23 protein-coding genes and 2 pseudogenes are annotated in these 26,580 nt (G+C 72.5%); 15 read left to right on the top strand and 10 right to left on the bottom strand.

The annotated features are described in order from the left end of the window. Positions 1 to 194: 194 nt before the first annotated feature. Positions 195 to 1,163 carry an agmatinase gene (gene speB / locus KUM38_RS02925; protein WP_217127668.1) on the top strand — a complete coding sequence of 323 codons (969 nt, stop codon included), beginning with the start codon at positions 195 to 197 and terminating at the stop codon, positions 1,161 to 1,163. Continuing rightward, the gene (locus KUM38_RS02930; RefSeq protein ID WP_217127669.1) at positions 1,160 to 2,845 is read left to right on the top strand and encodes a thiamine pyrophosphate-binding protein; all 1,686 of its coding nucleotides are present in this window, start codon (positions 1,160 to 1,162) and stop codon (positions 2,843 to 2,845) included. The genes speB and KUM38_RS02930 overlap by 4 nt, the downstream gene beginning before the upstream one ends. A 90-nt stretch (positions 2,846 to 2,935) precedes the next feature. Here KUM38_RS02930 and KUM38_RS02935 read toward each other — a convergent pair whose 3' ends face one another. Continuing rightward, the gene (locus KUM38_RS02935) at positions 2,936 to 3,292 is read right to left on the bottom strand and encodes a peptidase inhibitor family I36 protein (RefSeq protein WP_217127670.1); all 357 of its coding nucleotides are present in this window, start codon (positions 3,290 to 3,292) and stop codon (positions 2,936 to 2,938) included. A gap of 549 nt (positions 3,293 to 3,841) precedes the next feature. Between KUM38_RS02935 and KUM38_RS02945 the strand changes: the two are divergent. The 4 genes and pseudogenes from KUM38_RS02945 to KUM38_RS02960 all read left to right on the top strand — a co-directional run. Beyond that, positions 3,842 to 4,177, top strand: a pseudogene (locus KUM38_RS02945) (hypothetical protein); the annotation flags it as partial. A 144-nt stretch (positions 4,178 to 4,321) separates the two neighbouring features. Then, complete coding sequence (locus KUM38_RS02950; RefSeq protein WP_217127671.1) at positions 4,322 to 4,741, top strand: hypothetical protein; 420 nt, start codon at positions 4,322 to 4,324, stop codon at positions 4,739 to 4,741. After that, entirely contained in the window at positions 4,738 to 6,957 is a 2,220-nt protein-coding gene (locus KUM38_RS02955; protein WP_217127672.1) for a tetratricopeptide repeat protein, read from the top strand. Before KUM38_RS02950 ends, KUM38_RS02955 begins: the two co-directional genes overlap by 4 nt. A gap of 506 nt (positions 6,958 to 7,463) precedes the next feature. Beyond that, a complete protein-coding gene (locus KUM38_RS02960) occupies positions 7,464 to 8,102 on the top strand; it encodes a hypothetical protein (RefSeq protein WP_217127673.1) in 639 nt (212 codons plus the stop codon). On the opposite strand, the gene KUM38_RS02965 is transcribed toward KUM38_RS02960, so the two are convergent. Next, complete coding sequence (locus tag KUM38_RS02965) at positions 8,048 to 8,404, bottom strand: peptidase inhibitor family I36 protein (protein ID WP_217127674.1); 357 nt, start codon at positions 8,402 to 8,404, stop codon at positions 8,048 to 8,050. The two genes, KUM38_RS02960 and KUM38_RS02965, sit on opposite strands and share 55 nt — an antisense overlap. Before the next feature lie 248 nt (positions 8,405 to 8,652). Here KUM38_RS02965 and KUM38_RS02970 point away from each other — a divergent pair, with 248 nt between their 5' ends. Next, positions 8,653 to 9,162, top strand: a complete 510-nt coding sequence (locus KUM38_RS02970; RefSeq protein WP_217127675.1) for a GNAT family N-acetyltransferase — start codon at positions 8,653 to 8,655, stop codon at positions 9,160 to 9,162. On the opposite strand, the gene KUM38_RS02975 is transcribed toward KUM38_RS02970, so the two are convergent. The 3 genes and pseudogenes from KUM38_RS02975 to KUM38_RS02985 all read right to left on the bottom strand — a co-directional run bounded on the left by KUM38_RS02975 (position 9,134) and on the right by KUM38_RS02985 (position 10,858). Next, positions 9,134 to 9,745 (bottom strand): hypothetical protein, encoded by a 612-nt coding sequence (locus KUM38_RS02975; protein ID WP_217127676.1) that lies wholly within the window; start codon positions 9,743 to 9,745, stop codon positions 9,134 to 9,136. The genes KUM38_RS02970 and KUM38_RS02975 overlap by 29 nt on opposite strands. A gap of 116 nt (positions 9,746 to 9,861) precedes the next feature. Continuing rightward, on the bottom strand, positions 9,862 to 10,071 hold the full coding sequence (locus KUM38_RS02980) for a DUF397 domain-containing protein (RefSeq protein ID WP_217127677.1): 210 nt from the start codon (positions 10,069 to 10,071) through the stop codon (positions 9,862 to 9,864). Beyond that, positions 10,064 to 10,858 (bottom strand): annotated as a pseudogene (locus tag KUM38_RS02985) (Scr1 family TA system antitoxin-like transcriptional regulator). The gene KUM38_RS02980 and the pseudogene KUM38_RS02985 overlap by 8 nt, the downstream one beginning before the upstream one ends. 167 nt (positions 10,859 to 11,025) lie before the next feature. Here KUM38_RS02985 and KUM38_RS41525 point away from each other — a divergent pair. Both KUM38_RS41525 and KUM38_RS02995 read left to right on the top strand, forming a co-directional pair. Further along, complete coding sequence (locus KUM38_RS41525; RefSeq protein ID WP_254396567.1) at positions 11,026 to 11,565, top strand: hypothetical protein; 540 nt, start codon at positions 11,026 to 11,028, stop codon at positions 11,563 to 11,565. Then, positions 11,562 to 11,879, top strand: a complete 318-nt coding sequence (locus KUM38_RS02995) for a hypothetical protein (protein WP_217127678.1) — start codon at positions 11,562 to 11,564, stop codon at positions 11,877 to 11,879. The genes KUM38_RS41525 and KUM38_RS02995 overlap by 4 nt, the downstream gene beginning before the upstream one ends. Here the strand turns inward: KUM38_RS02995 and KUM38_RS03000 are convergent. After that, the gene (locus KUM38_RS03000) at positions 11,842 to 12,648 is read right to left on the bottom strand and encodes an endonuclease I family protein (RefSeq protein WP_217127679.1); all 807 of its coding nucleotides are present in this window, start codon (positions 12,646 to 12,648) and stop codon (positions 11,842 to 11,844) included. The two genes, KUM38_RS02995 and KUM38_RS03000, sit on opposite strands and share 38 nt — an antisense overlap. Before the next feature lie 144 nt (positions 12,649 to 12,792). On the opposite strand from KUM38_RS03000, the gene KUM38_RS03005 reads away from it, so the two are divergent. From KUM38_RS03005 to KUM38_RS03020, 4 genes are all read left to right on the top strand, one after another. Further along, entirely contained in the window at positions 12,793 to 13,761 is a 969-nt protein-coding gene (locus KUM38_RS03005; RefSeq protein ID WP_217127680.1) for an esterase-like activity of phytase family protein, read from the top strand. A gap of 77 nt (positions 13,762 to 13,838) precedes the next feature. Then, positions 13,839 to 17,546 (top strand): ABC transporter ATP-binding protein, encoded by a 3,708-nt coding sequence (locus KUM38_RS03010; protein ID WP_217127681.1) that lies wholly within the window; start codon positions 13,839 to 13,841, stop codon positions 17,544 to 17,546. Between the two features lie 103 nt (positions 17,547 to 17,649). Then, the gene (locus KUM38_RS03015) at positions 17,650 to 18,036 is read left to right on the top strand and encodes a hypothetical protein (protein WP_217127682.1); all 387 of its coding nucleotides are present in this window, start codon (positions 17,650 to 17,652) and stop codon (positions 18,034 to 18,036) included. Positions 18,037 to 18,132: 96 nt separating this feature from the next. Then, complete coding sequence (locus KUM38_RS03020; RefSeq protein WP_217127683.1) at positions 18,133 to 19,566, top strand: S28 family serine protease; 1,434 nt, start codon at positions 18,133 to 18,135, stop codon at positions 19,564 to 19,566. A gap of 13 nt (positions 19,567 to 19,579) precedes the next feature. Here KUM38_RS03020 and KUM38_RS03025 read toward each other — a convergent pair whose 3' ends face one another. The 3 genes from KUM38_RS03025 to KUM38_RS03035 form a co-directional block, all read right to left on the bottom strand. Continuing rightward, positions 19,580 to 20,230 carry a hypothetical protein gene (locus KUM38_RS03025; protein ID WP_374227031.1) on the bottom strand — a complete coding sequence of 217 codons (651 nt, stop codon included), beginning with the start codon at positions 20,228 to 20,230 and terminating at the stop codon, positions 19,580 to 19,582. A gap of 149 nt (positions 20,231 to 20,379) precedes the next feature. After that, positions 20,380 to 22,224, bottom strand: a complete 1,845-nt coding sequence (locus tag KUM38_RS03030; protein WP_217127684.1) for a glycoside hydrolase family 3 protein — start codon at positions 22,222 to 22,224, stop codon at positions 20,380 to 20,382. A gap of 353 nt (positions 22,225 to 22,577) precedes the next feature. After that, entirely contained in the window at positions 22,578 to 23,495 is a 918-nt protein-coding gene (locus KUM38_RS03035; RefSeq protein WP_217127685.1) for a LysR family transcriptional regulator, read from the bottom strand. 92 nt (positions 23,496 to 23,587) lie between these two features. On the opposite strand from KUM38_RS03035, the gene KUM38_RS03040 reads away from it, so the two are divergent. Further along, on the top strand, positions 23,588 to 24,517 hold the full coding sequence (locus KUM38_RS03040) for an EamA family transporter (RefSeq protein WP_217127686.1): 930 nt from the start codon (positions 23,588 to 23,590) through the stop codon (positions 24,515 to 24,517). Between the two features lie 11 nt (positions 24,518 to 24,528). Beyond that, a complete protein-coding gene (locus KUM38_RS03045; protein WP_217127687.1) occupies positions 24,529 to 25,170 on the top strand; it encodes a GNAT family N-acetyltransferase in 642 nt (213 codons plus the stop codon). 105 nt (positions 25,171 to 25,275) lie between these two features. Here the strand turns inward: KUM38_RS03045 and KUM38_RS03050 are convergent, their stop codons facing one another. Next, positions 25,276 to 26,505: an MFS transporter gene (locus tag KUM38_RS03050; RefSeq protein WP_217127688.1), complete on the bottom strand. Its 1,230-nt coding sequence runs from the start codon at positions 26,503 to 26,505 to the stop codon at positions 25,276 to 25,278. Positions 26,506 to 26,580: the final 75 nt, after the last annotated feature.

The following is a 26,580-nucleotide window of genomic DNA, read 5'->3' on the forward strand; positions in this document are numbered from 1 at the left end:
CTCCATCCCGTTCGGTCGATATGGAGGAAACGTACACTTCGCAGTCGCCTTTCGGCCACCTAGGGTCGGAGTGACCGGCAGTGCGCGAAGAAGGACCCGCACGGCGGTCGGCCATCCGGGTCCCCGCCGCCCAGTAGAGTCATCAGGGCGGGCAGTGCATACGCGACAAAGCGCAGGAAAGAAGGCAGTACTCCATGAGCAGCAACGAGACGCCCCGCGGCCCCGTCGACTCGTCCCGCATCCCGCGGTACGCCGGTCCCGCGACCTTCGCCCGGCTGCCCCGTCTCGACGAGGTCGGCCGCGCCGACGTCGCCGTGGTGGGCGTGCCGTTCGACTCGGGCGTCTCCTACCGGCCGGGCGCCCGCTTCGGCGGCAACGCCATCCGTGAGGCCTCCCGGCTGCTGCGCCCCTACAACCCCGCGCAGGACGCCTCCCCCTTCGCCCTCGCCCAGGTCGCGGACGGCGGTGACATCGCCGTGAACCCCTTCAACATCAACGAGGCCGTGGAGACGGTCGAGGCCGCCGCCGACGACCTCCTCGGCACCGGCGCCCGCCTGATGACCCTGGGCGGCGACCACACCATCGCCCTGCCGCTGCTCCGCTCCGTCGCCAAGAAGCACGGCCCCGTGGCCCTGCTCCACTTCGACGCCCACCTCGACACCTGGGACACCTACTTCGGTGCCGAGTACACCCACGGCACCCCCTTCCGCCGCGCGGTCGAGGAGGGCATCCTCGACACCTCCGCCCTCTCCCACGTCGGTATCCGCGGCCCGCTCTACGGCAAGCAGGACCTCACCGACGACGAGAAGATGGGCTTCGGCATCGTCACCTCCGCGGACGTCTACCGCCGGGGCGCCGACGAGGTCGCCGACCAGCTGCGCCAGCGCATCGGCGACCGCCCGCTGTACATCTCCATCGACATCGACTGCCTCGACCCGGCCCACGCCCCCGGCACCGGCACCCCCGAGGCCGGCGGCATGACCTCCCGCGAGCTCCTCGAGATCCTGCGCGGACTGGCGTCCTGCAACCTGGTCTCGGCCGACGTCGTCGAGGTGGCCCCCGCGTACGATCACGCCGAGATCACCTCGGTGGCCGCGTCCCACACGGCGTACGAGCTGACCACGATCATGTCCCGCCAGATTGCAGAGGCCCGCGCGCAGTGACCCACGACCACGACCTGGTGCTCCGCCCGACCGCCGCCCAGACGGAGGCCGCGCTGAATCCTCCTCCCGGCCGCAACGGCGGGGACCTGGTCGTGGAGACCCTGGCCGGGCTCGGCGCGACCACCGTCTTCGGCCTGCCCGGCCAGCACGCCCTCGGCGTGTTCGACGCCCTGCGCCGCTCCGACCTGCGCTACATCGGCCTGCGCGTGGAGAACAACGCCGGTTTCGCGGCGGACGCCTACGGCCGGATCACCGGCGAGGCGGCCCCGCTGCTGCTGTCCACGGGCCCGGGCGCCCTCACCTCCCTGGCCGCGCTCCAGGAGGCGGCGGCGGCCTCGGCGCCGGTGCTGGCGATCTGCGGTCAGGTCCCGACGGCCGGCCTGGGCGGTGGCCGCCACGGATACCTGCACGAACTCCCCGACCAGTCGGCCTCGTTCCGCGGCGTGGTCAAGTCCGTCCACACGGCCCGTACGCAGTCCCAGATCCCGTCCGCGATCGCGGAGGCCTGGAAGTCGGCGCTGACCGTCCCGCACGGCCCCGTGTGGGTGGAGATCCCGCAGGACGTACTGCTCGCGGAGACGGACCTGCCCGTGGTGACGGCGGTGGACGCCACCCCCGACGAGCTGCCCCCGCGCCCCGAACTGACCGCCCTCGCCGCCCACTTGCTGGCGAACGCGGCCCGTCCCGCGATCATCGCCGGCGGGGGAGTGGTCCGCTCGGACGCCTCCGGCAAGCTGAAGCAGCTCGCCGAACGGCTCAGGGCGCCCGTGGTCACGACCCCCGGCGGCAAGGGCGCCTTCCCCTGGACGCACCCGCTGTCGCTGCAGTCCTGGCTGGAGGACCGCCACACCACCGACTTCCTGGAGGACGCGGACGTCCTGCTGGTCGTCGGCTCCGGCCTCGGCGAACTCTCCTCGAACTACCACACGTTCGAGCCGCGCGGCCGGGTCGTCCAGATCGAGGCCGACCTCGGCAAACTGGAGTCCAACCACCCGGGCCTCGGCATCCACGCCGACGCCCGCCTCGCCCTCCAGGCGCTCCTTGAGACGGTGGAACCGCGCGAGGACGCGACCGCGCCCGAGCGCGTACGGGGAGTGCTGGACCGCGTCCGTGAGCGCCTCGCGTCCCAGGAACTCGCCCTGGAGCAGCAGGTGCTGACGGCGGTCCGCCGCGCCCTGCCCACGAATTCGCCGTCCTTCTGGGACATGACGATCCTGGCCTACTGGGCCTGGTCCGCGTTCGACGCCATGGGCCCCAACCGCCTGCACTCCGCGCAGGGCGCCGGCGGTCTCGGCTACGGCTTCCCGGCCGCCCTCGGCGCGGCGGTCGCCGACCCCACCCGCCCGGTGCTGGCGGTCTCGGGAGACGGCGGCGCCCTGTACTCCGTCGCCGAGCTGGCCACGGCCCGCCAGTACGACCTCGATGTCACCTGGCTGATCGTCGACGACGGCGGCTACGGCATCCTGCGCGAGTACATGACCGATGCCTTCGGCGAACCCACGGCGACGGAACTCACCCGCCCCGACTACGTGGCCCTGGCGGAGTCCTTCGGCGTCCCCGGCCTGCGGACCAGCCCCGAAACCCTGGAACAGGACCTCGCGAAGGCCCTGACGACACCGGGCCCGGCGGTCGTCGTCCTCCCGGCGGTCCTGCGGATGTTCGCGCCGACGCACCTGCAGTGAGCCCGGGCGCTCGCGTCCCGTGCGCTCCCGGAACCCGGGAGCGCCGACCTCGCGAGGGCGCTGTCGGCGCTCCCGGGCGAGTCCGGTGGGTCAGCAGCCGCCCGGACCGACCCCGTCGATGCGTCCGCCGAAGTCGCCGAGGTAGCGGGAGCGCCAGTCGCCGTCGAAGACGTCCCGCTTCTCGGCCGGCTGCCAGTTCACGAAGCAGGCCCGGGTACCGGCGACGAACGAGCCGACGTGGTCGTGGAAGCGGGACGGCGCGTCGCGGTAGCCGCTGCGCGTGTGCCACTCCCAGTAGTCGCCGTCGAAGCCCTCGTTGCTCCAGAAGCACACCGCCCCGTCGGGACAGGACGGGGGCTCGTCCGAGGCGGCGGACGCCGTGTGGGCGGGCAGCAGGAGGGCGGTCAGGGCGAGGGCGGCGGCGAGGGACCAGGAACGAGTCTTCACGGCACTCTCCAGTAAGGCGTCGTCGAAGCGTGGGATCGCCCCGGTGTCCGTGCCGGGACGATCCCATGCTCGCGGTGGCACGGGGCCGATCGGCCCCGCGCCACCGTCCACATCACCTGATGGGACGAACCGGAGGCTCGGCGGAGGTGCTTCCCACCGAGCGGCGGGCGCCGCACGCGCGGGGTGCACGGGCCCGGCGTCGCCGGATCCCCCCGGCTCACTCCGGGTGGCCGACTTTCCCGTGCGTGTGAGGCCGAGCGGGACGAGCGCGCGCGGTACACCACGAAGGAACTGTCCGGTCCGAGGGCCACCAGGATCCATGAGCTCTTGAGGGTCGCCGACCTCGGCGTCACCGGAGCGACGGTCGTCCGGGACGGCCCGGGCCAGGACACGGTGAAGCTGACGCACCGCTCGGCTGCCGGGGACGTGCCCTTCGACCGGCAGGAGGAGCCCTGCTGTGGCCCGCCTCCGGGCGCCACCGGCACCGCGCCGGGGGAGGGGCGCGGCCCACCGCCGTGCCGACCGCCCCCATCGCACCCGGCCGCCGCCCCCACCGTCGGCCGGCCCCGCCTCCTCCCCTGGTCCAACCTCGACGGCAACCCCTGCTACCTCGTCACCGACGACACCGGCACCGGCCGTCTCTCGCGCCTCGCCGACGACGTCGAAACCGTCCAGCTCGGCATGGCCGACGACCTCCTCGGTCACGCCGTCGATCTCCTGGGTGACGCCAAGGCCACCGCGCCCCAACTCCGCTTTCCCGCCGCCTGCTTGGCCGAAGCGCTCCACGACGTGCACCGCATCGCCCGCAGCAGGGGAGCGCGCCTCCCCGCTCCCCACGGCGACGCGGCCTCCGACGCCGCCCCGGAAGTGGCCCCCGGCGCCTGACCCACCCGCCCCGCCGTCGAGTACGCGGACGTACCGGTACAAAGCCCCGCATGTCCGCGTGCTCAGTCATGTCCCGTGCCTGGAGCCCTTCCCCTCTCCCCGCCCCCGGGGCCCTAGGATCGGGAGCCGGCCGTAGGGGGGACCGTGGATCCGGAGATCGCCGCACTGGCAGGGACGGCGGGCACGACCGTCGTCACGTTGATGGTGACGAACGCCTGGGAATCGGCGCGGGACGGCATGGTCGCCCTGTGGCGCCGTTTCCAGCCCGCCAGAGCCGAGAGCGTCGGTGAGGAGCTGGAAGCGGGCCGTGAGGAGCTGCTCCTCGCGCGCCGGGCCGGTGACGCCGCACTCGAGGCCGAGCTGACCGCCGAATGGCAGGGCCGCGTACGACGGTTCCTGCTCGCCCAGCCGGAGGCCGCCGACGAACTGCGTCGCATCCTGGACGAGTTGAACCCGTCGCTTCCGGAGGAGCCGGGGACGCAGCGGATCCACCTGCGGGCCCGCGCCTCGGGCAGCGCCCGGATCTACCAGGCCGGGCGCGACCAGCACATCACCGAACGATGAGCGTGCCGAGGCCGATGGAGGGCCGCGCCTCGGGCAGCGCCCGGGTCTACCAGACCGGTGGCGACCAGTACATCGAGGAACACGTCCACCACTACGCCCCGGGCTCGGCCCCGCTGTTCGGGCACCCGTGGACGGGCCCGGCCGAGCCCCGGGGAACCGCTCCCGACTCCGTCCGCATGCCCCTGGTCGGTCGCGCGCCCGGCGTCCTGCGGGACCGCACCGACCTCATGGGGCGCCTACGGGCCGCCGTGGCCGGACCCGGCGGTGGCATCCAGGTCCTGCACGGAATGGGCGGCTGCGGCAAGACGGCCGTAGCCCACACCCTGTTCACCGAGGCCGTACGGGATCACGGCCGCGTCGGCCTGTGGGTCAACGCCTCCGAACGGGTGTCCCTGCGCGCCGGGATGCTCGCCGTCGCCGGTGACCGCGGTGCCGCCGACGGCGAACTGGCCGCCGCGGCCGGCGGCCAACGTGCCGCGGCCGACCTGGTCTGGCACTACCTGGACCACTCGGCGGAACCCTGGCTGCTGGTCCTCGACAACGCCGACGACCCCGGCATCCTGGAGGAAGGCGCCTGGTTGCGCCCGAGCCCCTCGGGGACGGTGCTGGTGACCACCCGCCACGCGACCTCCCCGCTGTGGCGTATGCCGGGGGTGAGCAGCCACCGGCTCGGCGTACTTCCCCTGGAGGACGCGACCCTGGTCCTGCGTGATCTGGCTCCGGACGCGGGTACGCGGGAGTCCGCGCGGAAGGTCGCCCGGCGTCTGGGCTGTCTGCCCCTGGCACTGACCCTGGCCGGGGCACATCTGGCCCATCAGCTGCTGGAGTCGTGGTCCATGGACGAGTACGACCGGAAACTGACCGAGGAGTCGACAGCCCTGGTCGACCGGGGGGCGCCGGCGACCGGCGGCGGACAGTCCCGCCACCTCGTGGGCCGCACGTGGCAGCTCTCGCTGGACAGCCTGGCGGAAGGCGGCCTGCCGGAGGCGACGGCCCTGCTGCGGCTGCTGTCCTTCTGGGCGGCGGATCCCGTGCCGCTGTCGCTGTTGATGCCGGCGGCACAGGGCGGGGTCGGCCTCGAGCACCTCGATCCGCCGCTGACCGCCACCCGAGTCGAACCGGCCCTGCGCGCGCTCCTCGACCACTCGTTGATCGACATGGTCGAGACGGACGGGCACCGCTGCGTGAAGGCCCACGGGGTCCTGCTGGACAGTGTCGCCGCGGGCGTGCCCGATACGGAGCGCGAGCTCCTGGCGGGAGCGGCGGGCCGGCTGCTGCGGGCGGCACTGCCGCAGGAGGGCGCCGCGTCACCGCGGGCCCGCTCCCAGGTGCGGCTCCTGGCACCGCACGCGACCGGCCTGCTGCACCGGTCCCACCGCCACGGGCTGGTGACGGCGGAATCCGTACGGATCGCGGTCCGTGTCGCGCGGCTGGTGTACGAGGCGGGGGACTGGACCGCCGCGCTGGCCCTGGCCTCCACCGCGGCGAAGACGGCCGCGGAGCACCTGGGGGACGAGAACCCGGCCACCATCGAGGCCCGGTCGGGCCAGGGGCCCATCCTGTTCAGACTCGGCCGGTACGCCGAAGCCGCCGACCTCCTGCGACCGGTCCACCAGGACGCGCTGCGCACGCTCGGACCCCATGACGCGCGCACCCTGGACGCGGCCTACGAACTGCAGCGGGTACTGCACCGCCTGGGCGACCTGACGCAAGCCCGTACGCTGCTGGAAGCAGTCCTGGACGGTCGCCGCCACGCGCTCGGCGAGGACCACGTCGCCACCCTCAAGACCCGCTGCGAGATGCTGGAACTCCGCCTCGCGCGGGACGAGTTCGACGGTTACACGGCGGCGGCCGAGGAGCTGGCGGGGGACTGCGAACGCCGTCTCGGCCCCGACCACCTGGTGACCGTGTGGGCGCGTGACGCACTGGCGCGGGGGCTTCTGCGCTCCGGCCGGGGCGCAGAGGCCGAGGACCTCTTCCGCCGGGTGCTCGCCGGACAGCGGGCCGGGTACGGGGACGACCATCCGCTGGTCCTCGGGGTGCTCATCCAGCTCAGCCGCGCCCAGTACGCGCAGGGCAAGCGGGAGCAGGCCGCCGACAGCGCGCGCGAGGTGGCCGAGCAGCGGGCCGCGATCCTGGGCGAGGACCACCCCGAGACCGTCGCGGCCCGCGCCTGGCACGCCGAGGTCCGGGCGGAGCAGCCCGCGGGTCCCTGAGACGCGGCGATGAACGGTGTGTTCCCCGAGGCCACAGGCTCCCGGCCGGGCCGTCGTCGTACGCGGCGACTGCCCCGGGCAGGGAGAGAACGACGGCTTGCCGCCGGGATTCCGCGTCGCGAACGTGCGGTCCCCGCGGGACGAGCAGGAGCTGTCGTTCGTCGAGTCTCGGAGCGATGACGAGTCCGTCGCCCGTGCCGTGGAATTGGCCAGTGGTCGGGCCATCGGTGCTCTCCCGCTGGTCGGCATGCGGAACGCCGTCCTCGACTCCTGTGCGCGGCGGGCCTCGTACGAGGGTGTGCCGCGCACCGTCTTCGCGCTCGGTTCCAAGGCGGAGAGCGAGCCGAGCTTCTGCACAGTGGACCTCGTTCTCGAAGGGGTCCGCTGGACGTACGGGTTCGAGCTGAGCGGGAGCCGCGTCGAGGGCGAATGCCTGCACAGCTCCCCGCGCGGTCACCGTAAGGTGCGGCCGGACCGGGACGCCTCCCGGGCGGAGGTATCCACGAGTGGCCGGGAAACCGGGGTCATCCACGGCGGGGACGGACAACCACCCGCAGCTCTCGCCTTTCTTCCACTGGTTCCGCCGCGATCTGTGGCTGATCGACCCGGAGGGTGAGCGGGCACAACGTGAGGCGTTCATCCGGCAGACGCTGCTCGTCCCCGACGAGGGTGCGGTGCTGCTCGTCGAGGGTTCGTGGAGCTGGACGAGGCCCGACCATCCGGTCTTCCCCGGCGTCGGGTTCATCATGAACCCCGAAGTGACCTGGCGGAGCATCGATTCGGTCGCGGAGGCCATCGACGGCATCGACGGCATTGAGGGACTGGTCCGCTGGCGGGACCTCTCCGGGCCGCTCGTGGACGCCGCGTCGGATGCCGTCCGGGTCGACGATGAACTCACAGCCGTCGTCACCGGCATCGAACGGCAGGCGCACGCCGATCCTTGCGCGCGACCGCCCGCCGTCCGTCACCGACGGACGGCGGGCGGACCGAGCACCGGCACCGAGTCGTTCGGGGCCCGGAAGTCCGTACGATCCCGGACCCAGGAGCGCCGGTCTCGCGAGGGCAGCGCTGCTGGAGCGGGTCCGGTGGGTCAGCAGCCGCCCGGACCGACCCCGTCGATGCGTCCGCCGAAGTCGCCGAGGTAGCGGGAGCGCCAGTCGCCGTTGAAGACGTCCCGCTTCTCGACGGGCTGCCAGTTCACGAAGCAGGCCCGGGTGCTTGCCACGACCGAGCCGACGTGGTCGTGGAGGCGGGGCGGCATGTCGCGGTAGCCGCTGCGCGCGGTCCATTCCCAGTAGTCGCCGTCGAAGCCCTCGCCGCTCCAGAAGCACACCGACCCGTCGGGACAGGACGGCGGCGCGGCCGGGGCGGCGGACGCCGCGTGGGCCGGCAGCAGCAGGGCGGTCAGGGCGAGGGCGGCGGCGAGGGACCAGGAACGAGTCTTCACGGCACTCTCCAGTAAGGCGTCGTGGAGGCATGGAATCGCCCCGGCGGACGTGCCGGGGCGATTCCATCGTCGCCGCGTGGTGGGGCCGATCGGCCGGTCACCGGTCCACACCACCTGATGGAGCGAACCAGGGGCTCGACGCGGTGCTCGCCGTCGAAGGGCGGGCGCCGCACGCGCGGGGCGTGCGGGCCGGTGGGCGCCGTGCCCGGCGTACTTGCGATGCTGACGGAAGTGACGAAGGGAGTTCCGTGTCAGAGCTGTCCATTCGCCCCGCGGGTCACGCCGACCGTCCCGTGGTGGAGCGGCTGTGGCTGATGTTCCGCCACGACATGTCGGAGTTCCAGGGGCTGCTGCCCAACGCCGACGGGACCTTCCGCAGCGAGCGGCTCCACATGGCGTTCACCGAGCCCGGCTGGGCGCCCTACCTCGCGGTCATGGGGGACAGGCCCGCCGGTTTCGCGTTCGTCCGTGGGCTGGACGGGCCGGCCCGCGTCATGAACAGCTTCTTCGTCGCGCGGGGCGCGCGGCGGACGGGGGCCGGGCTGCGCATGGCTCGGGAGATCGTGGTCAGGCACCCGGGTGCGTGGGACATCGCCTTCCAGGACGCCAACGCCGCCGGGGTGCGCTTCTGGCGCCGCGTCGCCACGGAGATCGCCGGCGAGGCGTGGACCGAGGAACGCAGAGGGGTGCCGGACCGGCCTGACCTGCCTCCCGATGTCTGGATCTCCTTCAACTCCCCTGCGGGGCCCAAGGGCTGAGCAGGTCACGGAGCACTTCGGCGAAGGCGTTGTCCAGTGTGTTCTCCCGGATGTCGTCCCCCACGGCATCGGGGCAGAGGGCGGCGGGCCGGGCGATCCACAGGATCTTCCAGGGCCGGGAGCCCAGCGCGGCATCGCCCCAGACACCGCCCTGCGGGCAGAGGGGGTGCAGTACGTCGCTGATGAGTTCGGTCACGGTCCGCACCAGCGGTCCCTCGGTCGCGGTGTGCGCGGCGGCGAAGACCTTCGGCGCGGTCCGCGCGACGGCGGCGGTGGTTGGGTGACGGCGAACGGTCCGCACCACTTCCGTGAGGTGCGCGGTGATCCCCGCGACGGTGCCATCACTCGGTCGGACGCGGTGCGCCGTGTCGAACGCCTGCGTCAACTCCGAACCGAGCGCGCGCAGATGGAGTGCGGAGGCGGATTTCCAGTTGCCGTAGAGGAAGTTGCGCGTGGTGCCGCACTCGCGGGCGACGCTGGTCAGGGACACGTCCAGGCCACCGGTACGCATGAGGGTGCGCACGGTACGGATCACGTGGCCGGTGCTGTGGGGGTTGTGGTCGAAGGCGAAGCGCGAGCTCATGGGGGACACCCTGGTGGAAAAGGGTGAGCAGATGGTGGGCCAACGTCTGTTGGCCACTCGGATGAGCGACGGGGGGACAGTGAGGGCTGAAGTGTTGACGGTTTTTCTGAAGGGGGTCAGTTCTTGAGGGCGGTGATGAACGAGGTCCAGCCCGCCACCGAGAACACCACCGCGGGCCCGTCCCCCACCTTGGAATCCCTCACCGCCACACCCGCGACACCGTCATCATCGGCCACTTCGACGCAACTCCCGCCCTGGTCGTTGCTGTGTGACGATTTCCGCCAGCCCCGCAACGCGCCCGAGTGCGGGATGGTTCGGTCAGTCATGGCCCTCGTAGCCCTTCGCCGTCGCTCTGAGCAAAGCCAGTGATTCCTTCAGCGGCAGTGCGTTGCCCAGCGCGAAATCGTAACGGTGCTGCAGATCCTGAACCACGGCCGGGGCGTCGTGAATCCTGCCCATGTGCAGTCCCTCGCCGTAGGCCAGGGGAGGTTGGTCCTCGAACCACATGAGCGTGAGCATGTTGCTCAACAAGGGATGGACACCCAACGCGAACGGCAGTACGTGCACTTGGATCCGACCGCTCTCGGCGAGACGTACGAGGTGGCGGACCTGCTCCGCCATGACGTCCGGCCCGCCGATCAGCCGGCGGAGCACGGCCTCGTCCAGCAACACCCAGACCACCGGCGAGACCGGATCGTCAAGGACCTTCGCACGCTCGAGCCGTGTGACAACGCGCCTGTCACGTTCCTCGTCACTCACGGGAGGGAACGACAGGCCGAGTACCGCCCGTGCGTAGCGCTCGGTCTGGAGGATGCCCGGGACGTACGAGAGGGCGAACTCGCGGATCATCACCGCCTGCTGTTCGAGCTGCCGCGCCGTCTCGAAGTAGTCGGCGACCGCGGCATGCTGCTCGGGCAGGAAGCTGCTCAGTACATTCCCCGTGTTCAGCGCCGTGTCCAGGCGGCGTGCGTCCTCCTTCGACGGCACCCGGCGGCCCGCCTCGATGTGGGCGATGTGCGAACGCGTCATGATCACCGTGTCGGCCAACTGCTGCTGGGTCAGGCCCGCGGACTCGCGCTGCTCCTTGAGTCAATCCCCGTAGGCGCTGCTCATGGCGTCAACCTCCTTGCGACGAAGGCCTTGTCACCGGCTCCCCTCTGGCGAGCCTAGCCGCACCCGTCCCACGCTGTGATCGGATGGCTGCACAAGGTGATGCCCCTCCCGTGACCGTCGGGCCGGTCCGGGGGTGTGCTCATCAACGAGTCCGAGGAGTCGACGACATGAACGACCGTCCCACCCGTCCTGCCGGACCTCTGCTGCTTCTGCCGCCCGGCAGGGGCAGGCACCGCACCGCCTCCGCGCCCGTCCCGCGGCGGATCGCGCCGGGCGTTGAGGTGCAGGCCGCTGGGCGGGCCGGCACCCGGTACCTCCGCGGCGAGGACGACGCCCTCGTTCACCCCTGCGTCCTCGCCCACGAGGGCCGGGAAGAGGCGCGGCGGCAGCGGACCCGGCGCCGCGCGTCGTGGCTCGCCGTACACGGCGTGGACATCGGACCGCGGGCAATCGACGCCGGCCCGAGGACGGTCGACGCCGGGCCGAGGACGGTCGACGCCGGGCCGAGGACGGTCGACGCCGGGCCGAGGACGGTCGACGCTGGGGCGCGGGTGACCGACGCCGGGCCGTGGACGACCGACGCCGGGCCGTGGACGAACGACGCCGGGCCGAGGACGGTCGACGCTGGGGCGCGGGTGACCGACGCCGGGCCGTGGACGACCGACGCCGGGTCGCGGACGATCCACGGCGTGGAGGTGACGGCATGACGCACCGGGACCCCGAACCGCGCCTTCTGCCCTGGACGGGGGTGGACGGAAAACCCTGTTACCTCGTCACCGACGGAACCGGACACCTCTCGCGCCGCGCCGACGCCGTCGAGCGGACGCAACTCGCCATGGCCGACGAGCTGCTCGGTCACGCGGCGGACCTGCTGGCCGACCGCCGCGTGACCGCGGACCAGCTCCGGTTCCTGCTCGCGCGCATGTGCGAGTCGCTCACCGACGTGCGTCGGATCGCCGGGAGCCGGGGCGCCCGCCTGGCGGCTACCAGATCGACTCGACCCACTCCGGGTGGTCGATGAACGGGTTGCGGTTGTGCTGGTACGAGTCGTAGATGACCTCGTTGCGGCGCTCCTCGAACGCGCTCGGCGGGTCCTCCTGGTGCCACTGCTTCAGGACCGAGAGGCGGCCGTGGTACGGATCGCTGCCGTTGGTGACGGAGTCGTTGGGCTCCAGGTCGGGCCAGCCGTCGGTGCCCTCGTAGCGGACGGCCATGTAGAGGATCATGCGGGCCACGTCGCCCTTGACCGCGTCGCGCGGCTCGAAGGAGTTGGAGTCGGTCAGGCTGCCGCCGCTGTTGGTGAACGAGCTGCCGCCGTTGTCGAAGTCCTTGTTGCCGCGGATGGAGTTGACCTGGACGTCCTCGGGGCGCAGATGGTGCAGGTCGGTGCCGGGACCGGTGGAGGTGCCGAAGTCGCCGTGGGACTTGGCCCACACGTGCTCGCGGTTCCAGTCGCCCGTGTCACCGCCGTTGAGGGACTTGCTGCGGGAGACGCCCGAGTACAGCAGGATCACGTTGTTGCTGTTGTTCGGGTCCTGGTCGGTGACCTTCAGGGCGTTCCAGACGGCCGAGTACGAGATCTTCGTCTGGTCGCTGATGATCGTGTGCAGGGAGTCCTTCAGCGCCGTGCCGGACTTGCCGATCGCGGCGGCGTAGTACGTGTCGTCGTACGCGGTGGTCGCGGCGCCGGCGGCCGGTGCGGTCAGGGCGGGGACGGTGAGCCCGACCAGGACGGCCGAGGTGGCCAGGGCGAGGCTCTTCCAGCGGCGGCGTATGTGTGTCACGGGCATGGGGGACGTCCGATCTACGCGAGTTGATTGAGCGGCCGAACGGAAGAGTGACATGGACATGTATGCGCAGGGGTGAAGAAGAGGTGTCGGTCATGTGTCGGTAAGCGGTGACCGGCCGTCACCCGGCCGTCCTACGGTGGCGGCATGCGCCTGAGAACCCTCCTCGCCACCACCGCCGCCGCTCTCGCCGCCGCGACCTGCCTGACCGCCGCCGGACCCGCCGGCGCCCAGCAGAACAGGGCGCATCACGCCTGCTCCACGACCGTCTCCATCGACCGCTTCTCCGACGCGCTCGACAAGACGACGTACGACGGCACCTACGTCGGCAACCTCTCCGCCCTCGCCCCGGACCGGCACCGCACGGTCGCCGCCCTCTCCGACCGGTCCGCCCTGTTCCGGCTGGACGCGCGGACCCTGCGGCCCGAGGACGTGATCCCGCTCGCCGACGAGAACGGGGCCGCGCTCGACTCCGAGGGACTGGTCGTCGACCGGGACGGGACCTACCTCGTCTCCTCCGAGACCGAGCCCACCGTGCGCCGCTACTCCCGTGACGGGAAGATCCTCGACCGGCTGTCCGTACCCGAGGAGCTCGGCACCCGCGCCCGTACCAACGGCAGCTTCGAGGGCCTGACCCTCCTCCCCGGCGGCCGCACGCTGGTCGCGTCGATGGAGTACGCCCTCACCGGCGACCCCGACGACCAGGTCCGTCTCCAGACCTGGCGGCGCACCGCCCACGGCGACTTCCGGCTCGGTGCCCAGTACACGTACACGACCGACCGGGGGCTCGGGGTCACCGAGGTCACCGCCACCCCCGACGGACGGCTGCTCGTCCTGGAGCGCGGCTTCACCTCCGGCGTCGGCAACACCGTCCGGCTCTACCTGGCCGACCGGCACGGCACCGTGTACGACAAGACCCTGCTCGCCGACCTCGCCGACTGTCCCTCCCTCGGCGCCACCGCCAAACAGCCCCAGCCCAACCCGCTCCTCGACAACATCGAGGGCATGGTGGTCACGGGCCGCGACCACGGCCGGCTGAAGGTGCTCCTGGTCAGCGACGACAACCAGAACGCGAGCCAGACCACCCGCCTCTACGCTCTGCGCGTACGCCTCTGAATGTTGCGGAGGGATGAAATCCGCCGCTGACCGCGTTGGTGCCTTCCGGTAGATCAGGACGATCGGAGGGCACCCGCGTGACACCGCAACGGGGATGGGCACGGCGACTGGCCGGATACGCGTGGCGGCATCCGGGGGACGTGGTCCTCGCGCTGGGCTCCTCCCTCGGCGGCATGGCCGTCATGGCACTGGTCCCGCTGATCACCAAGGTGATCATCGACGACGTCATCGGTGACAAGACCAAGGACATGGCCACCTGGGCCGGGCTGCTCGTCGGGGCCGCGCTCGCCGTCTACGTCCTCACCTACATCCGCCGCTACTACGGCGGCCGGCTCGCCCTGGACGTCCAGCACGACCTGCGCACCGAGATGTACGGGACGATCACCCGGCTCGACGGCAGACGCCAGGACGAGCTGTCCACCGGGCAGGTCGTCGGACGTGCCACCAGCGACCTCCAGCTGATCCAGAGCCTGCTCTTCATGCTGCCGATGACCATCGGCAACCTCCTGCTGTTCCTGATCTCCCTGGTGATCATGGCGTGGCTGTCGCTGCCGCTCACCGCCGTCGCCCTCGCCGTCGCCCCCGCCCTGTGGTGGATCGCCAAGCGCAGCCGCACCCGGCTGCACCCCTCCACCTGGTACGCGCAGGCGCAGGCGGGAGCCGTGGCCGGAGTGGTCGACGGCGCGGTCAGCGGCGTACGCGTGGTGAAGGGCTTCGGGCAGGAGGAGCAGGAGACCGGCAAGCTGCGCGAGGTCGGACGGCGGCTGTTCGCGGGGCGGCTGCGCACCATCCGGCTGAACTCCCGGTACACCCCGGCCCTCCAGGCCGTCCCCGCCCTCGGCCAGGTGGCGATGCTGGCGCTCGGCGGCTGGCTCGCGGTGCGCGGGCACATCACGCTGGGCACGTTCGTCGCCTTCTCCACCTACCTCGCCCAGCTCGTCGGGCCGGTCCGGATGCTCGCGATGGTCCTCACCGTCGGCCAGCAGGCCCGCGCCGGCACCGAACGCGTCCTGGAGCTGATCGACACCGAGCCGTCCCTGAGCGACGGCACCAGGGAACTGCCCGCCGACGCCCCGGCGACCGTCGAGTTCGACGACGTCTCCTTCGGCTACGACCCCGGCCGGCCGGTCCTGGACGGCCTCTCCTTCGAGATCCGGCCCGGGGAGACCCTCGCCGTCGTCGGCGCCTCCGGCTCCGGCAAGTCCACCGTCTCCCTGCTCCTGCCGCGCTTCTACGACGTCACACACGGCGCCGTCCTCGTCGGCGGCCACGACGTGCGCGAGCTGACCACCGAGTCCCTGCGGGCCGCGATCGGACTGGTCCCGGAGGATTCGTTCCTCTTCTCCGACACCGTGCGCGCCAACATCGCGTACGGCCGCCCGGACGCCACCGACGAGCAGATCACCGCCGCCGCCCGCGCGGCCCAGGCGGACCGGTTCATCGACGAGCTGCCCGACGGCTACGACACCACCGTCGGCGAGCACGGCCTGACCCTCTCCGGCGGCCAGCGCCAGCGCGTCGCCCTCGCCCGCGCGATCCTCACCGACCCGCGCCTGCTGGTCCTGGACGACGCGACCTCCGCCGTGGACGCCCGCGTCGAGCACGAGATCCACGAGGCGCTCAAGGGCGTCATGCGGGGCCGGACGACCCTGCTGATCGCCCACCGCCGCTCCACCCTCAACCTCGCCGACCGCATCGCCGTCCTCGACGGCGGCCGGCTCGCCGACATCGGCACCCACGACGAGCTCCAGCGGCGCTCCGCCCTCTACCGCAGGCTGCTCACCGACCCCGACGAGCTCGGCGCCGTCTCCCCGGGCCACACCCCGCCCGCCGGACCGCGGGAGGAGGACACCTCGGTCCGTGCGGAGCTGGACGCCGAGTTCGACGCCGAACGCGGGGTCACCCCCCGGCTGTGGACCGGCGACCGCGAGCCCAAGGACACCGCCCTGGCCGGCACCCCGGCCACCCCGGAACTCCTCGCCCAGGTCGAGGCGCTGCCCCCGGCGGACGACGTCCCCGACGTCGACGAGGCCCAGGCCGTCCGGCCGGAGGACTCCTACGGCCTGCGCCGTCTCCTGCGCGGCTTCCGCACCCCCCTCCTCATCAGCCTCGGCCTCGTCGCCGTGGACGCCGGCATGGGCCTGCTGCTGCCGGTGCTGATCCGGCACGGCATCGACCAGGGCGTCACACAGGCCGCCCTCGGCGCGGTCTGGGCGGCCTCCCTGCTGGGCCTGCTCACCGTGCTCGCGCAGTGGGCGGCGCAGATCGGCGAGATCCGGATGACCGGACGCACCGGCGAACGCGTCCTGTACGCGCTGCGGCTGAAGATCTTCGCCCAGCTCCAGCGGCTCGGCCTCGACTACTACGAGCGCGAGCTGACCGGCCGGATCATGACCCGGATGACGACGGACGTCGACGCGCTGTCGACGTTCCTGCAGACGGGCCTGGTCACGGCGTTCGTCTCGGTGGTCACCTTCTTCGGCATCATGGTGGCCCTGCTGGTCCTCGACGTCGGGCTCGCCCTGATCGTCTTCGCGACCCTGCCCCCGCTGATCGTCGGCACGTACTTCTTCCGCCGGGCCAGCGTGAAGGCGTACGAGCTGGCGCGGGAGCGGGTGTCGGTGGTCAACGCCGAGCTGCAGGAGTCGGTGGCGGGGCTGCGGATCGTGCAGGCGTTCCGCCGCGAGCGGGACGGCGGGCGCCGGTTCGCCCAGCGCAGCGCCGACTACCGCGAGGCGCGGATCCGGGGCCAGTGGCTGATCTCGGTGTACTTCCCGTTCGTGCAGCTGCTGTCCTCGGTCGCGGCCGTGGCGGTGCTGGTCGTGGGCGGGGGCCGGGTCGACGACGGGACGCTGGCGATCGGCTCGCTGGTGGCGTACCTGCTCTACATCGACCTGTTCTTCGCGCCCGTGCAGCAGCTCTCCCAGGTCTTCGACGGCTACCAGCAGGCGTCCGTCTCCCTGGGCCGCATCCAGGAGCTGCTGCGCGAGCCGGCCTCCACGGGCGCCGCCGAGAAGCCGCTCGACGTGCCGTCGCTGCGCGGGGAGATCGCCTTCGAGGACGTGCACTTCGCGTACGGCGACGGCGAGGAGGCGCTCGACGGCATCGACCTCACCATCCCCGCCGGGCAGACCGTCGCCTTCGTCGGCGAGACCGGCGCCGGGAAGTCCACGCTGGTCAAGCTGGTCGCCCGGTTCTACGACCCGACGGGCGGGCGGGTCACCGTCGACGGCACGGACCTGAGGGACCTGGACATCACCGCGTACCGGCACCGGCTCGGGGTCGTACCGCAGGAGGCGTACCTCTTCCCCGGCACCGTCCGCGACGCCATCGCCTACGGTCGCCCGGACGCCACCGACGCCGAGGTGGAGGCGGCGGCCCGCGCGGTCGGCGCGCACGAGACGATCGCCACGCTGGACGGCGGTTACCTCCACGAGGTCGCCGAACGGGGCCGCAACCTGTCCGCCGGGCAGCGCCAGCTGATCGCGCTGGCGCGTGCCGAACTGGTCGACCCGGACGTGCTGCTGCTCGACGAGGCGACGGCCGCGCTCGACCTGGCCACCGAGGCGCAGGTCAACCAGGCCACCGACCGGCTCGCGGGACGCCGTACGACGCTCGTCGTCGCCCACCGCCTCACCACCGCCGCCCGCGCCGACCGGGTGGTCGTGATGGACCACGGCCGGGTCGTGGAGGACGGCACGCACGAGGAACTGCTCCGGCTCGGCGGCGCGTACGCCCGGCTGTGGCGGACGTTCGTGGGGGAGGACGTGCCGACGCCGGCGTGAACGGCGGTCGTGACGGCTCCGTGCGCAACCATCCGGCGTACGTCATGCGTCCGTACACGCGTACGCCGCCTGACGCGGCAGGTGCGGTACGGGGAGGACGACTGTGGGCAGTGGAGCGATACGTCGGCGACTCGCGCCGGTCCTTGCGGTGCTGACCGTCTCGGGGCTGCTCGTCGTCGCCGCGCCGGCCGACGCACACGCCGCCGCGTACTGCGCCGGGCGCAAGGTGCGCACGCTGCCGTTCTCCACCGGCTCGGTGGCCGTCTACAAGCGGGGCGGCTACGTCTGCGCCGTCACCTTCGCCAAGAACCCCGGCACCAAACGGAAGATGTCGGTGAGCGTGCGGGCGCGCGGGGGCCGCCCGGTCGTCGACGAGGGCAAATTCAAGCACCACGCCGGACCGGTGACCGTGCACGCCGGCCGCCGCTGCGTGTGGGTGAAGGGCAGGGTCGGCGGCGGGTCCGTCAGCTCCGGCTGGATCCTGTGCTGACCGGCGCCTGACCGAGGGTTAACCCTATGTCCCCTGGTGCTGCGGGGAGTTGGTCCAGTAGCTTCCGGCGCACATCTGTCTCACAGGGGAGTGCGCATGCGTAAGGCGCTCAGATGGCTGCTGGCGCTCACGGTGCTCATAGGCACCATGAGTACGGCCGGGGCGGCCACCGCCGCCGAGCCGGAGGCCACCGGCACCACTGACATCAAGGAGAGACTGCTCTCCGTACCGGGCATGAGCCTGATCGAGGAGAAGCCGTACACCGGGTACCGCTTCTTCGTCCTCAACTACACCCAGCCGGTCGACCACCGCAGGCCCTCCGAGGGCACGTTCCAGCAGCGGATCACCGTGCTGCACAAGGACACCGCGCGGCCGACCGTCTTCCACACCGGCGGCTACAGCGTCTCCACGACGCCCCGCCGCGCCGAGCCGACCCAGATCGTGGACGGCAACCAGGTCTCCATGGAGTACCGCTTCTTCACCCCGTCCCGGCCCGAACCGGCCGACTGGTCGAAGCTGGACATCTGGCAGGCCGCCAGCGACCAGCACCGCATCTTCACGGCGCTGAAGAAGATCTACTCGGAGAACTGGATCTCCACCGGTGGCTCCAAGGGCGGCATGACCGCCACCTACTACGAGCGCTTCTACCCACGTGACATGGACGGCGTGGTCGCCTACGTCGCCCCCAACGACGTGGTGAACAAGGAGGACTCGGCCTACGACCGCTTCTTCGCGAACGTCGGCACCGAGGAGTGCCGGGACCGGCTGAACGGGGTGCAGCGCGAGGCGCTGGTGCGCCGGGAGCCGCTGGAGAAGAAGTACGAGGCGTACGCCGCCGAGAACGGCTACACCTTCGACACCATCGGCAGCCTGGACCGGGCGTACGAGGCCGTCGTCCTCGACTACGTGTGGGGCTTCTGGCAGTACAGCACCCTCGCCGACTGCGAGGACATCCCGGCGGACGCGAAGAACGCCACCGACGACGAGATCTGGACCTCGATCGACACGATCTCCGGGTTCTCGTTCTACACGGACCAGGGCCTGAGCCCGTACACGCCGTACTACTACCAGGCCGGTACGCAGCTGGGCGCGCCGACCATCCGCTTCCCGCACATCGAGAAGAAGTACATCCGCTACGGCTACCAGCCGCCGCGCAACTTCGTGCCCCGCTCGATCGACATGGACTTCGAGCCGTGGGCCATGCGGGACGTCGACTCCTGGGTCCGCCACCACGCGCGGCACATGCTGTTCGTGTACGGCGAGAACGACCCGTGGGGCGCCGAGCCGTTCCGGGTCGGGCACGGCGCGCGTGACGCGTACGTGTTCACCGCGCCCGGCATGAACCACGGCGCGAACGTGGCCGGACTCGTCGCCGAGGAGAAGGCGTTCGCCACGGCCCGCATCCTCGACTGGGCGGACGTCGCGCCGAACGCGGTCCAGGAGAACCCGGCGGCGGCGAAGCCGCTGGCGAAGTTCGACGCCACGCTCGACAAGCGGGACGTCGAACGGCAGCGGACGCTGCGGCCGTAAGGCCCGCGCGGGACTACACCGGGCGGGCGCAGCCCACCGGGGTGGTCCCGCCGAGCCGGACGTAGAGGGCCGTGGACTCCGGGCACTTCGACCGGGCGTCCACGGCCTTCGTCACCTCGAACTCCGGTCTCCGCTCGCCGCTGCCGTCGCACGCCGTCTCCCGGACCTTGCCGTCGCCCAGGTCGTAGACGCAGTCGCCGACGATGGTGCGCGGCCCGCCCCCGCCGCCGGGGTCCCCGGGATGCGGCGGCTGGAGGTGGCGCATACAGGCGTAGCCGCGCGGCACCGAGCCGTCGCCGTCCTCGTCGGAGGAGGGGCGCTGCTCGCTGATGTGCAGCACGAAGTCGGTGGTGGCCGGGCAGCGCGGCCCGCCGCGCACGGTCCCGTCGTGGCGGGCGACGACCCGGGCCGCCGCCCGTTCGCTCCCGCAGGACACCTCGGTGAAGCTGGTCCGGCCGAAGGAGCTGCACTCGTCGACCGCGAGGAACACCGCCCCGTACCCGGACGGCAGGACCGCCGTCGGCGTCGCCGTGCGCCGCTCGCCCGGCCGGCCGTCCTCCTCGGCACCGCCGTCCGGCGCGCCCCGGCAGCCGGTGAGCAGCACCGCGACCGCCGCCGCGAGCACGGCGCGCGTTCCCCACCCACTTCTCACGTGCATCGTCATCCCCCCGGACACCCTCGTCCAGCGTGACCCGGTCCGCCGGGTCACGCCAGACAAACGGGGTGGTTTGCGCACCTTGGGTGTGGTGCGTCGGGTGTGTGACGTACGGGCGCTACGTCCGACGGGGGAGGGGCGGTGCCCGTGCGCGGCGGCTAGTAGGTCAGCCCGTGCCCGACGGGGTACAGCACCGTCGCCGGGTCGTCCGCCCGCTGCACCGGCACCGGCAGCGTCCCGCGCGGGTCCACCGTGCCCGCGATCACCCGTGCGGCCGCCCGCAGTTCGACGTCGGTCCAGGAGTACGTCGCCAGACACGCCGCCACGCCGGGCAGGTGGGCCACGTCGTAGGGGTTGCGGATCGCGACCGCGACCACCGGCTTCCCGGTCGCCAGCAACTGCTCGACCAGCGTCTTCTGGCTGCTGGTCGCGCCGACGTTGTACGTCCCGACGACCACCGCGTCCGCGTCCCGGGCCGCCGCGACCGCCTTGGCGACGGTGGCGGCGGACGGTGCCGTGCCGGTGGACAGGGCGGTGGCCGTGAAGCCCAGCCCGGTCAGGGCGTCCGCGAGCACCCCGGTCGGCGGCCCCGTCGTACCGGACGGGGAGGCGGGGTCGGCGCCGACCACCAGCAGCCTCGGCTGCCGGCGCCGGGACAGCGGCAGCAGGCCGCCCTCGTTGACCAGCAGGGTGGTGGTGCGCTCGGCGATCCGGTCGGCGGCGGCCAGGTGCGCACGGGTGCCGACGGTGCGGTCGACCCCGGCGTGCGAGACGTACGGGTCCTCGAACAGGCCCAGTCTCGCCTTCAGCCGCAGCACCCGCAGGATCGACTCGTCGAGCCGGGACTCGGTCAGCTCGCCGTCGCGCACGGCGTTCAGGACCGCGTTCCAGGCGACGTCCAGGGAGGGCGGGTTGAGCAGCTGGTCCACGCCCGCCTTCAGTGCCAGCACCGGCACCCGGTCGTCGCCGTACTTCGTGCGGACGCCCTCCATGCCGAGGGAGTCGGTGACCACGACGCCGTCGTAGCCCAGCTCCTCGCGCAGGATGCCGGTGAGGATGGGGCGGGAGAGGGTGGCCGGGTCCTCGGAGGCGTCGAGCGCCGGGACGACGATGTGCGCGGTCATGATGGAGTCGATGCCCGCGCCGATCGCGGCCCGGAACGGCGGCGCGTCCAGCCGCTCCCACTCCTCGCGGGTGTGGTGGATGTACGGCAGCTCGGCGTGGCTGTCGGTGATCGTGTCGCCGTGTCCGGGGAAGTGCTTGGCCGTCGAGGCGACACGGGACGACTCGTAGCCCTCGACCTCCGCCACGACGAGATCCGCGACGGCCCGCGGGTCGGCGCCGAAGGAGCGGACGCCGATGACGGGGTTGGCCGGGTCGACGTTGACGTCGGCCACCGGGGAGTAGTTCTGGCGGATGCCCAGGGCGCGCAGTTCGCGGCCCGCGATCCGGCCGAGGGCGCGGGCGTCGGAACGGGAGCCGCCCGCGCCGATGGCCATCGCACCGGGGAACAGGGTGGCGGGCTCGCCCACGCGGGCCACGATGCCGTGCTCCTGGTCGGTGGAGATGAGCACGGGCAGTCCGCGCTCCAGGCCGAGGGACGCCTCCTGGATGCCGTTGGACAGGTCGGCGATCTGGTGCGGGGAGCGGGTGTTGTGCGCCCAGGCGAAGTAGATGATCCCGCCGACCCGGTACCTGGCGAGCAGTTCGGCGGCCGTGCGGACACCGATCTCCTTGAGGTTGGCGTCGATGTCGGCCTGGTCCGGGTCGGTGGCGGAGTGACCGTAGACCCGCATCACGAACAGCTGGCCGACCTTCTCCTCCAGCGTCATACGGGAGATGAGGGCGCGCAGCTTCTTGTCGTCGTGCGCGGACGGGCCGGCGGTCGCGAGGGCGGTGCCGCCGGCCGCGAGGGCGGTGGTGACGCCCGCCGTCGCGGCGAGGACGGCGCGTCTGGACGGACGTGCGGTGCTTCCCGTGCTTCCGGTGCTGCTGTCGGGCACGTGCGCTCCTTTGGAAGGTGATCCGCGGGGGACCGGGGATCCGCTGAAGGGCATCCATTGAAGGAAACTGCCAGGAGGTCACCAATATCCGGGAAGTTTCTGCCAGTCAAGGGCATGCGCGGCAACCGGGAGGGGCCGTCATCGGCGCAACGGGAGGGGGGCGCGCCGATGACGGCGTGCTGCCGGCCGCGGCACGGCGGAGAGGGTTGGTCGGCCCTCGCAGCCAGCAGCGAGGGCCGACACCGCACCACGGAGACTCATCCGGCAGCCTGCACATGGGACGGACGGAGGCGGGGACGGGTTCCCCGCCCGGGGCGTGTTCCCCGAAGTCGGGACCGGGGGTCCGGACGGGGTCAGCGGGGCGTGTGGGCCGACACCTCGGGCCAGTGCGCGCCCAGCGCGCGGACGGTCTCCGCGATCGCCGGGCGGCGGGCCGCCCCGGTGCGCCACAGCGCGTACAGCCGCCGTACGGGCAGGGGGTCGAGCGGCACCTCCACCACCCCGGCGGGCAGCGGGCCGCGCCCCAGCCGGGGGATCAGCGCGATGCCGAGCCCGGCGGCGACCAGGGCGACCAGGGTCGGGTTCTCGTCGGCCTGGTGGACGATCTCCGGCTCGTGCCCGGCCGTGCGCAGGGTGCGCACCAGCCACTCGTGGCAGACCCGCCCCGGCGGCTGGCAGATCCACCGCTCACCGCCCAGCTCCTCCCGCCGTACCGCCGTACGCCCCGCGAACCGATGCCCCTCGGGCACCAGCAGATCGCACAGGTCGTCCCCGATGACCGCCTGCTCCACGCCCGCCGGAGCGGGCAGCGGCGCGATGTCCCAGTCGTGCGCGACGACGAGATCGACCGCGCCCTTGGCGACCAGGTCCACCGAGAGATGGGGGTCGATCTCGGTGAGCCGGGTGTCGAGCGCGGGGTGCCGGCGCGCCAGGTCGGCCAGCACGGGCGGCATCAGCCCGCGGGCCGCCGACGCGAACGCGGCGATGGTCAGCCGCCCGGCCGGCACCCCGCGCCGCTCCTCCAGCTCGGTCTCCGCCCGCTCCACGATGGCGATCAGTTCCCGGGCGGCGCGCACCAGTTGATGCGCCTCGTCGGTCAGCCGTACGCCCCGGCCCTCCCGCTCCAGCAGCACGGTCCGCGTCTCCCGCTCCAGCTTGGCGATCTGCTGGGAGACGGCGGACGAGGTGTATCCGAGCGCCACGGCGGCGGCGCCGACGGTGCCGTGGACGGAGACGGCGTGCAGGGCGCGCAGCCGCTGGAGGTCGAGCATGACGGCGGCTCCCGATCGGTTAGCGATGCTTCATCCAACCATGCAGGGATCATCGCTGGTGCTGAAGTGTGGCGGGCGGTGATCCTCGACGCATGCGCCCTTCCCACCTGTTCCTCGCCGTCCTCGTCACCGCCGTGTGGGGGGTGAACTTCACCGTCATCGAGGTCGGGCTCGACCACTTCCCGCCGCTGCTCTTCTCCGCCCTGCGCTTCCTGGTGGCGGCGCTGCCCGCGGTGTTCCTCGTGGGACGGCCCAAGGTGGCGTGGAAGTGGATCGTGGGGGTGGGGCTCACCCTGGGGGTGGCCAAGTTCGGGCTGCTGTTCGTCGGCATGGACGCGGGGATGCCGGGCGGACTGTCCTCGCTGGTGCTCCAGATCCAGGCGGTGTTCACGGCCCTGTTCGCCTTCGCGCTCCTCGGCGAACGCCCCTCCCGGGTCCGGCTGGTGGGCATGGCGGTGGCGCTGGCCGGGATCGGCGTGGCCGCGGTCGACGAGGGCACCTCCGGGCCGCTGCTCGGCTTCGCCCTGGTCGTCGCGGCGGCGGCCTGCTGGGGCGTCTCCAACATCCTCACCCGCAAGGCGGCACCCCCGGACGCCCTGAACTTCATGGTCTGGGTGAGCACGGTGCCGGTGCTGCCGCTGCTCGCCCTGTCGCTGCTGCTCGAGGGCCCGTCCCAGGACCTCGACGCGCTGCGCGGCCTGGACTGGCCGGGCGCGGGCACGGTGCTCTTCGTCGCCTGGATCGCCACGGTGTTCGGCTTCGGCGCCTGGGGCTGGCTGCTGCGCCGCCACCCCGCCTCCACGGTCGCGCCCTTCTCCCTGCTCGTCCCGGTCTTCGGGATGTCGTCGGCCGCGCTGTTCCTGGGCGAGTCGGTGACCCCGCTGCGGTGGTGCGCGGCGGCACTGCTGGTGGGCGGGGTGGCGCTGGCCTCGGTGCCCCCGCGGCGGCCGGTGGCGGTGTCGGCGGTGAAACCCGTTCGACGGACGGAGGCGCGTGCGGAAGACTCCCCGGTCGGCCGATGAGGGAGAGCGACATGGGTTTCGTCCTGGAAGGACCGGTTCTCGAGGGCGCGTCGGTGCGCCTGGAACCGCTGGAGCACCGGCACACCGCCGAGCTGGCCCTGGCGGCGGAGGAGGACCGGGACACGTACGCGTACACGTGGGTGCCCAGGGCCGGCGAGGTCGGCGCGTACATCGACGCGCAGCTCGCCCGCGCGGCGACCGGCCGGCTCGCCCCCTACGCGCAGATCTCCCTCGCCACGGGACGCGCGGTGGGCGCCACGGCGTACTGGGAACCCCGCTCCTGGCTGAGCGAGGACCGGCTCGACGCGATCGAGGTCGGCTTCACCTGGCTGGCCGGCTCCGCCCAGGGCACGGGCGTCAACGCCGAGTCCAAACTCCTGCTGTTCGGGCACGCCTTCGAGGAGTGGGGCGTGTCCCGCGTCGACCTGAAGACCGACGCCCGCAACACCCGCTCCCGCACCGCGATCGAACGCACCGGCGCCCGCTTCGAGGGCGTCCTGCGCAACTGGTCCCGCTCCTGGGCACCGGGCGAGGAGGACCGCCTGCGCGACTCGGCGATCTACTCGATCACGGCGGAGGACTGGCCGGAGGTCCGCCGCCGACTGGAACAGAGGGTGGCGGCGGCCCGGACGCCGGGAAGCGAAGCCCCTTAGGGGCGCGGGGCTGTGACATGTGCGGCTCCGCCGCGTGGGCGCGAACAACCACGACGCACCCGCTGCACAAGGCCTCCGCCCCGAGCTCGCGCGCCCCCGGAGGGGTCAGGGCGCAGGAGACCCCTCACGCAACTCCGGCGTACTCACGCCGACGTACAGCACCGCGACCACGCACAGCAGCCCGCCCGTCACCAGCGCCGCCGCCCCGGACGTCGCGCCGGCCACCAGCCCCGCGCGCATGTTGCCGAGGTGCGGGCCGGCCTGTCCGACGATCTGCTCGGCGGCCGTGACCCGGCCCAGCAGGGCGTCGGGCGTACGGGTCTGCACGATCGTGGTGCGGGAGAGCACCGACAGGGCGTCGGCCCCACCGGCCACGACCAGCAGCCCCAGACCGACCCAGGGGCTGCTCATGACACCGAACGAGGCCAGCGCGGCCCCCCACACGCCGGCCCCGAACAGCATCACGAGACCGGGACGGCCCAGGTGGGTCACCGCCCCGGACAGCGCGGACGCCAGCACGCCGCCGATCGCGATCGCCGACAGGAACAGGCCCAGCGTGCGCGGATCACCGCCGAACCGTTCGTCGTTGATCAGCGGGAACAGGCTGGCCGGCATCGACAGGACGGTGGCGGCGAGGTCGGTGACGAGCGCGCCGCGCACCACCCGGTGGCCGGCCAGGAAGCGCAGCCCGTCCAGCACCCCGTGCAGTCCGGCGCGGGACGGCTCGCCCTCGGGCGGCAGCGCGGGCAGACCGAACGCGCCGTAGAAGGACAGGAGGAAGCTCAGCGCGTCGAGCAGATAGCAGACGCCGATGCCGAACCAGCCGAGCAGCAGACCCCCGAGCGCGGGGCCGAGGAGCATCATCGCCTGACCGGTGACCTGGTAGAGCGCCAGTCCGGAGGCCACCTGCTCCTTGGGCAGCAGCCGGGGGACGAACACACCGGCCGCCGGACCGCCGACCGCCGCGCAGGCGGACTGGGCGGCGACCAGGGCGAGCACACCGGCCACCGGCACGTTCCCGGTGAACCCCTGGACCGCCAGCAGCAGTGAGCACAGCGCCTGGCCCACCGTCGCAGCCAGGAAGATCCGGCGCCGGTCACCCCGGTCGACCCAGGCCCCGGCGAACAGGCCGAAGCAGACCAGCGGCACCGCCTGGACGAGACCCACCGCGCCGCTCCAGGCCGCGCTGTGCGTCATCTCCCAGACCTGGTACATGACGGTGACCATGGTCATGAAGCCGCCGAGGGTGGACACCGTCCGCCCGATCAGCAGACGCCGGAAGACCGGCGAGGTGCGCAGGGGACGCACGTCGATGAACGTGCGCGACAGGCTCATGAGGGCATGGCGGAAGAACGGCGGGCGTACTGAGGCATGGCGGGGACACTAACCGGACGCCGGCCGCCCCGGCCA

It is taken from the genome of Streptomyces sp. AC558_RSS880, assembly GCF_019049255.1.
Classification (GTDB): domain Bacteria; phylum Actinomycetota; class Actinomycetes; order Streptomycetales; family Streptomycetaceae; genus Streptomyces.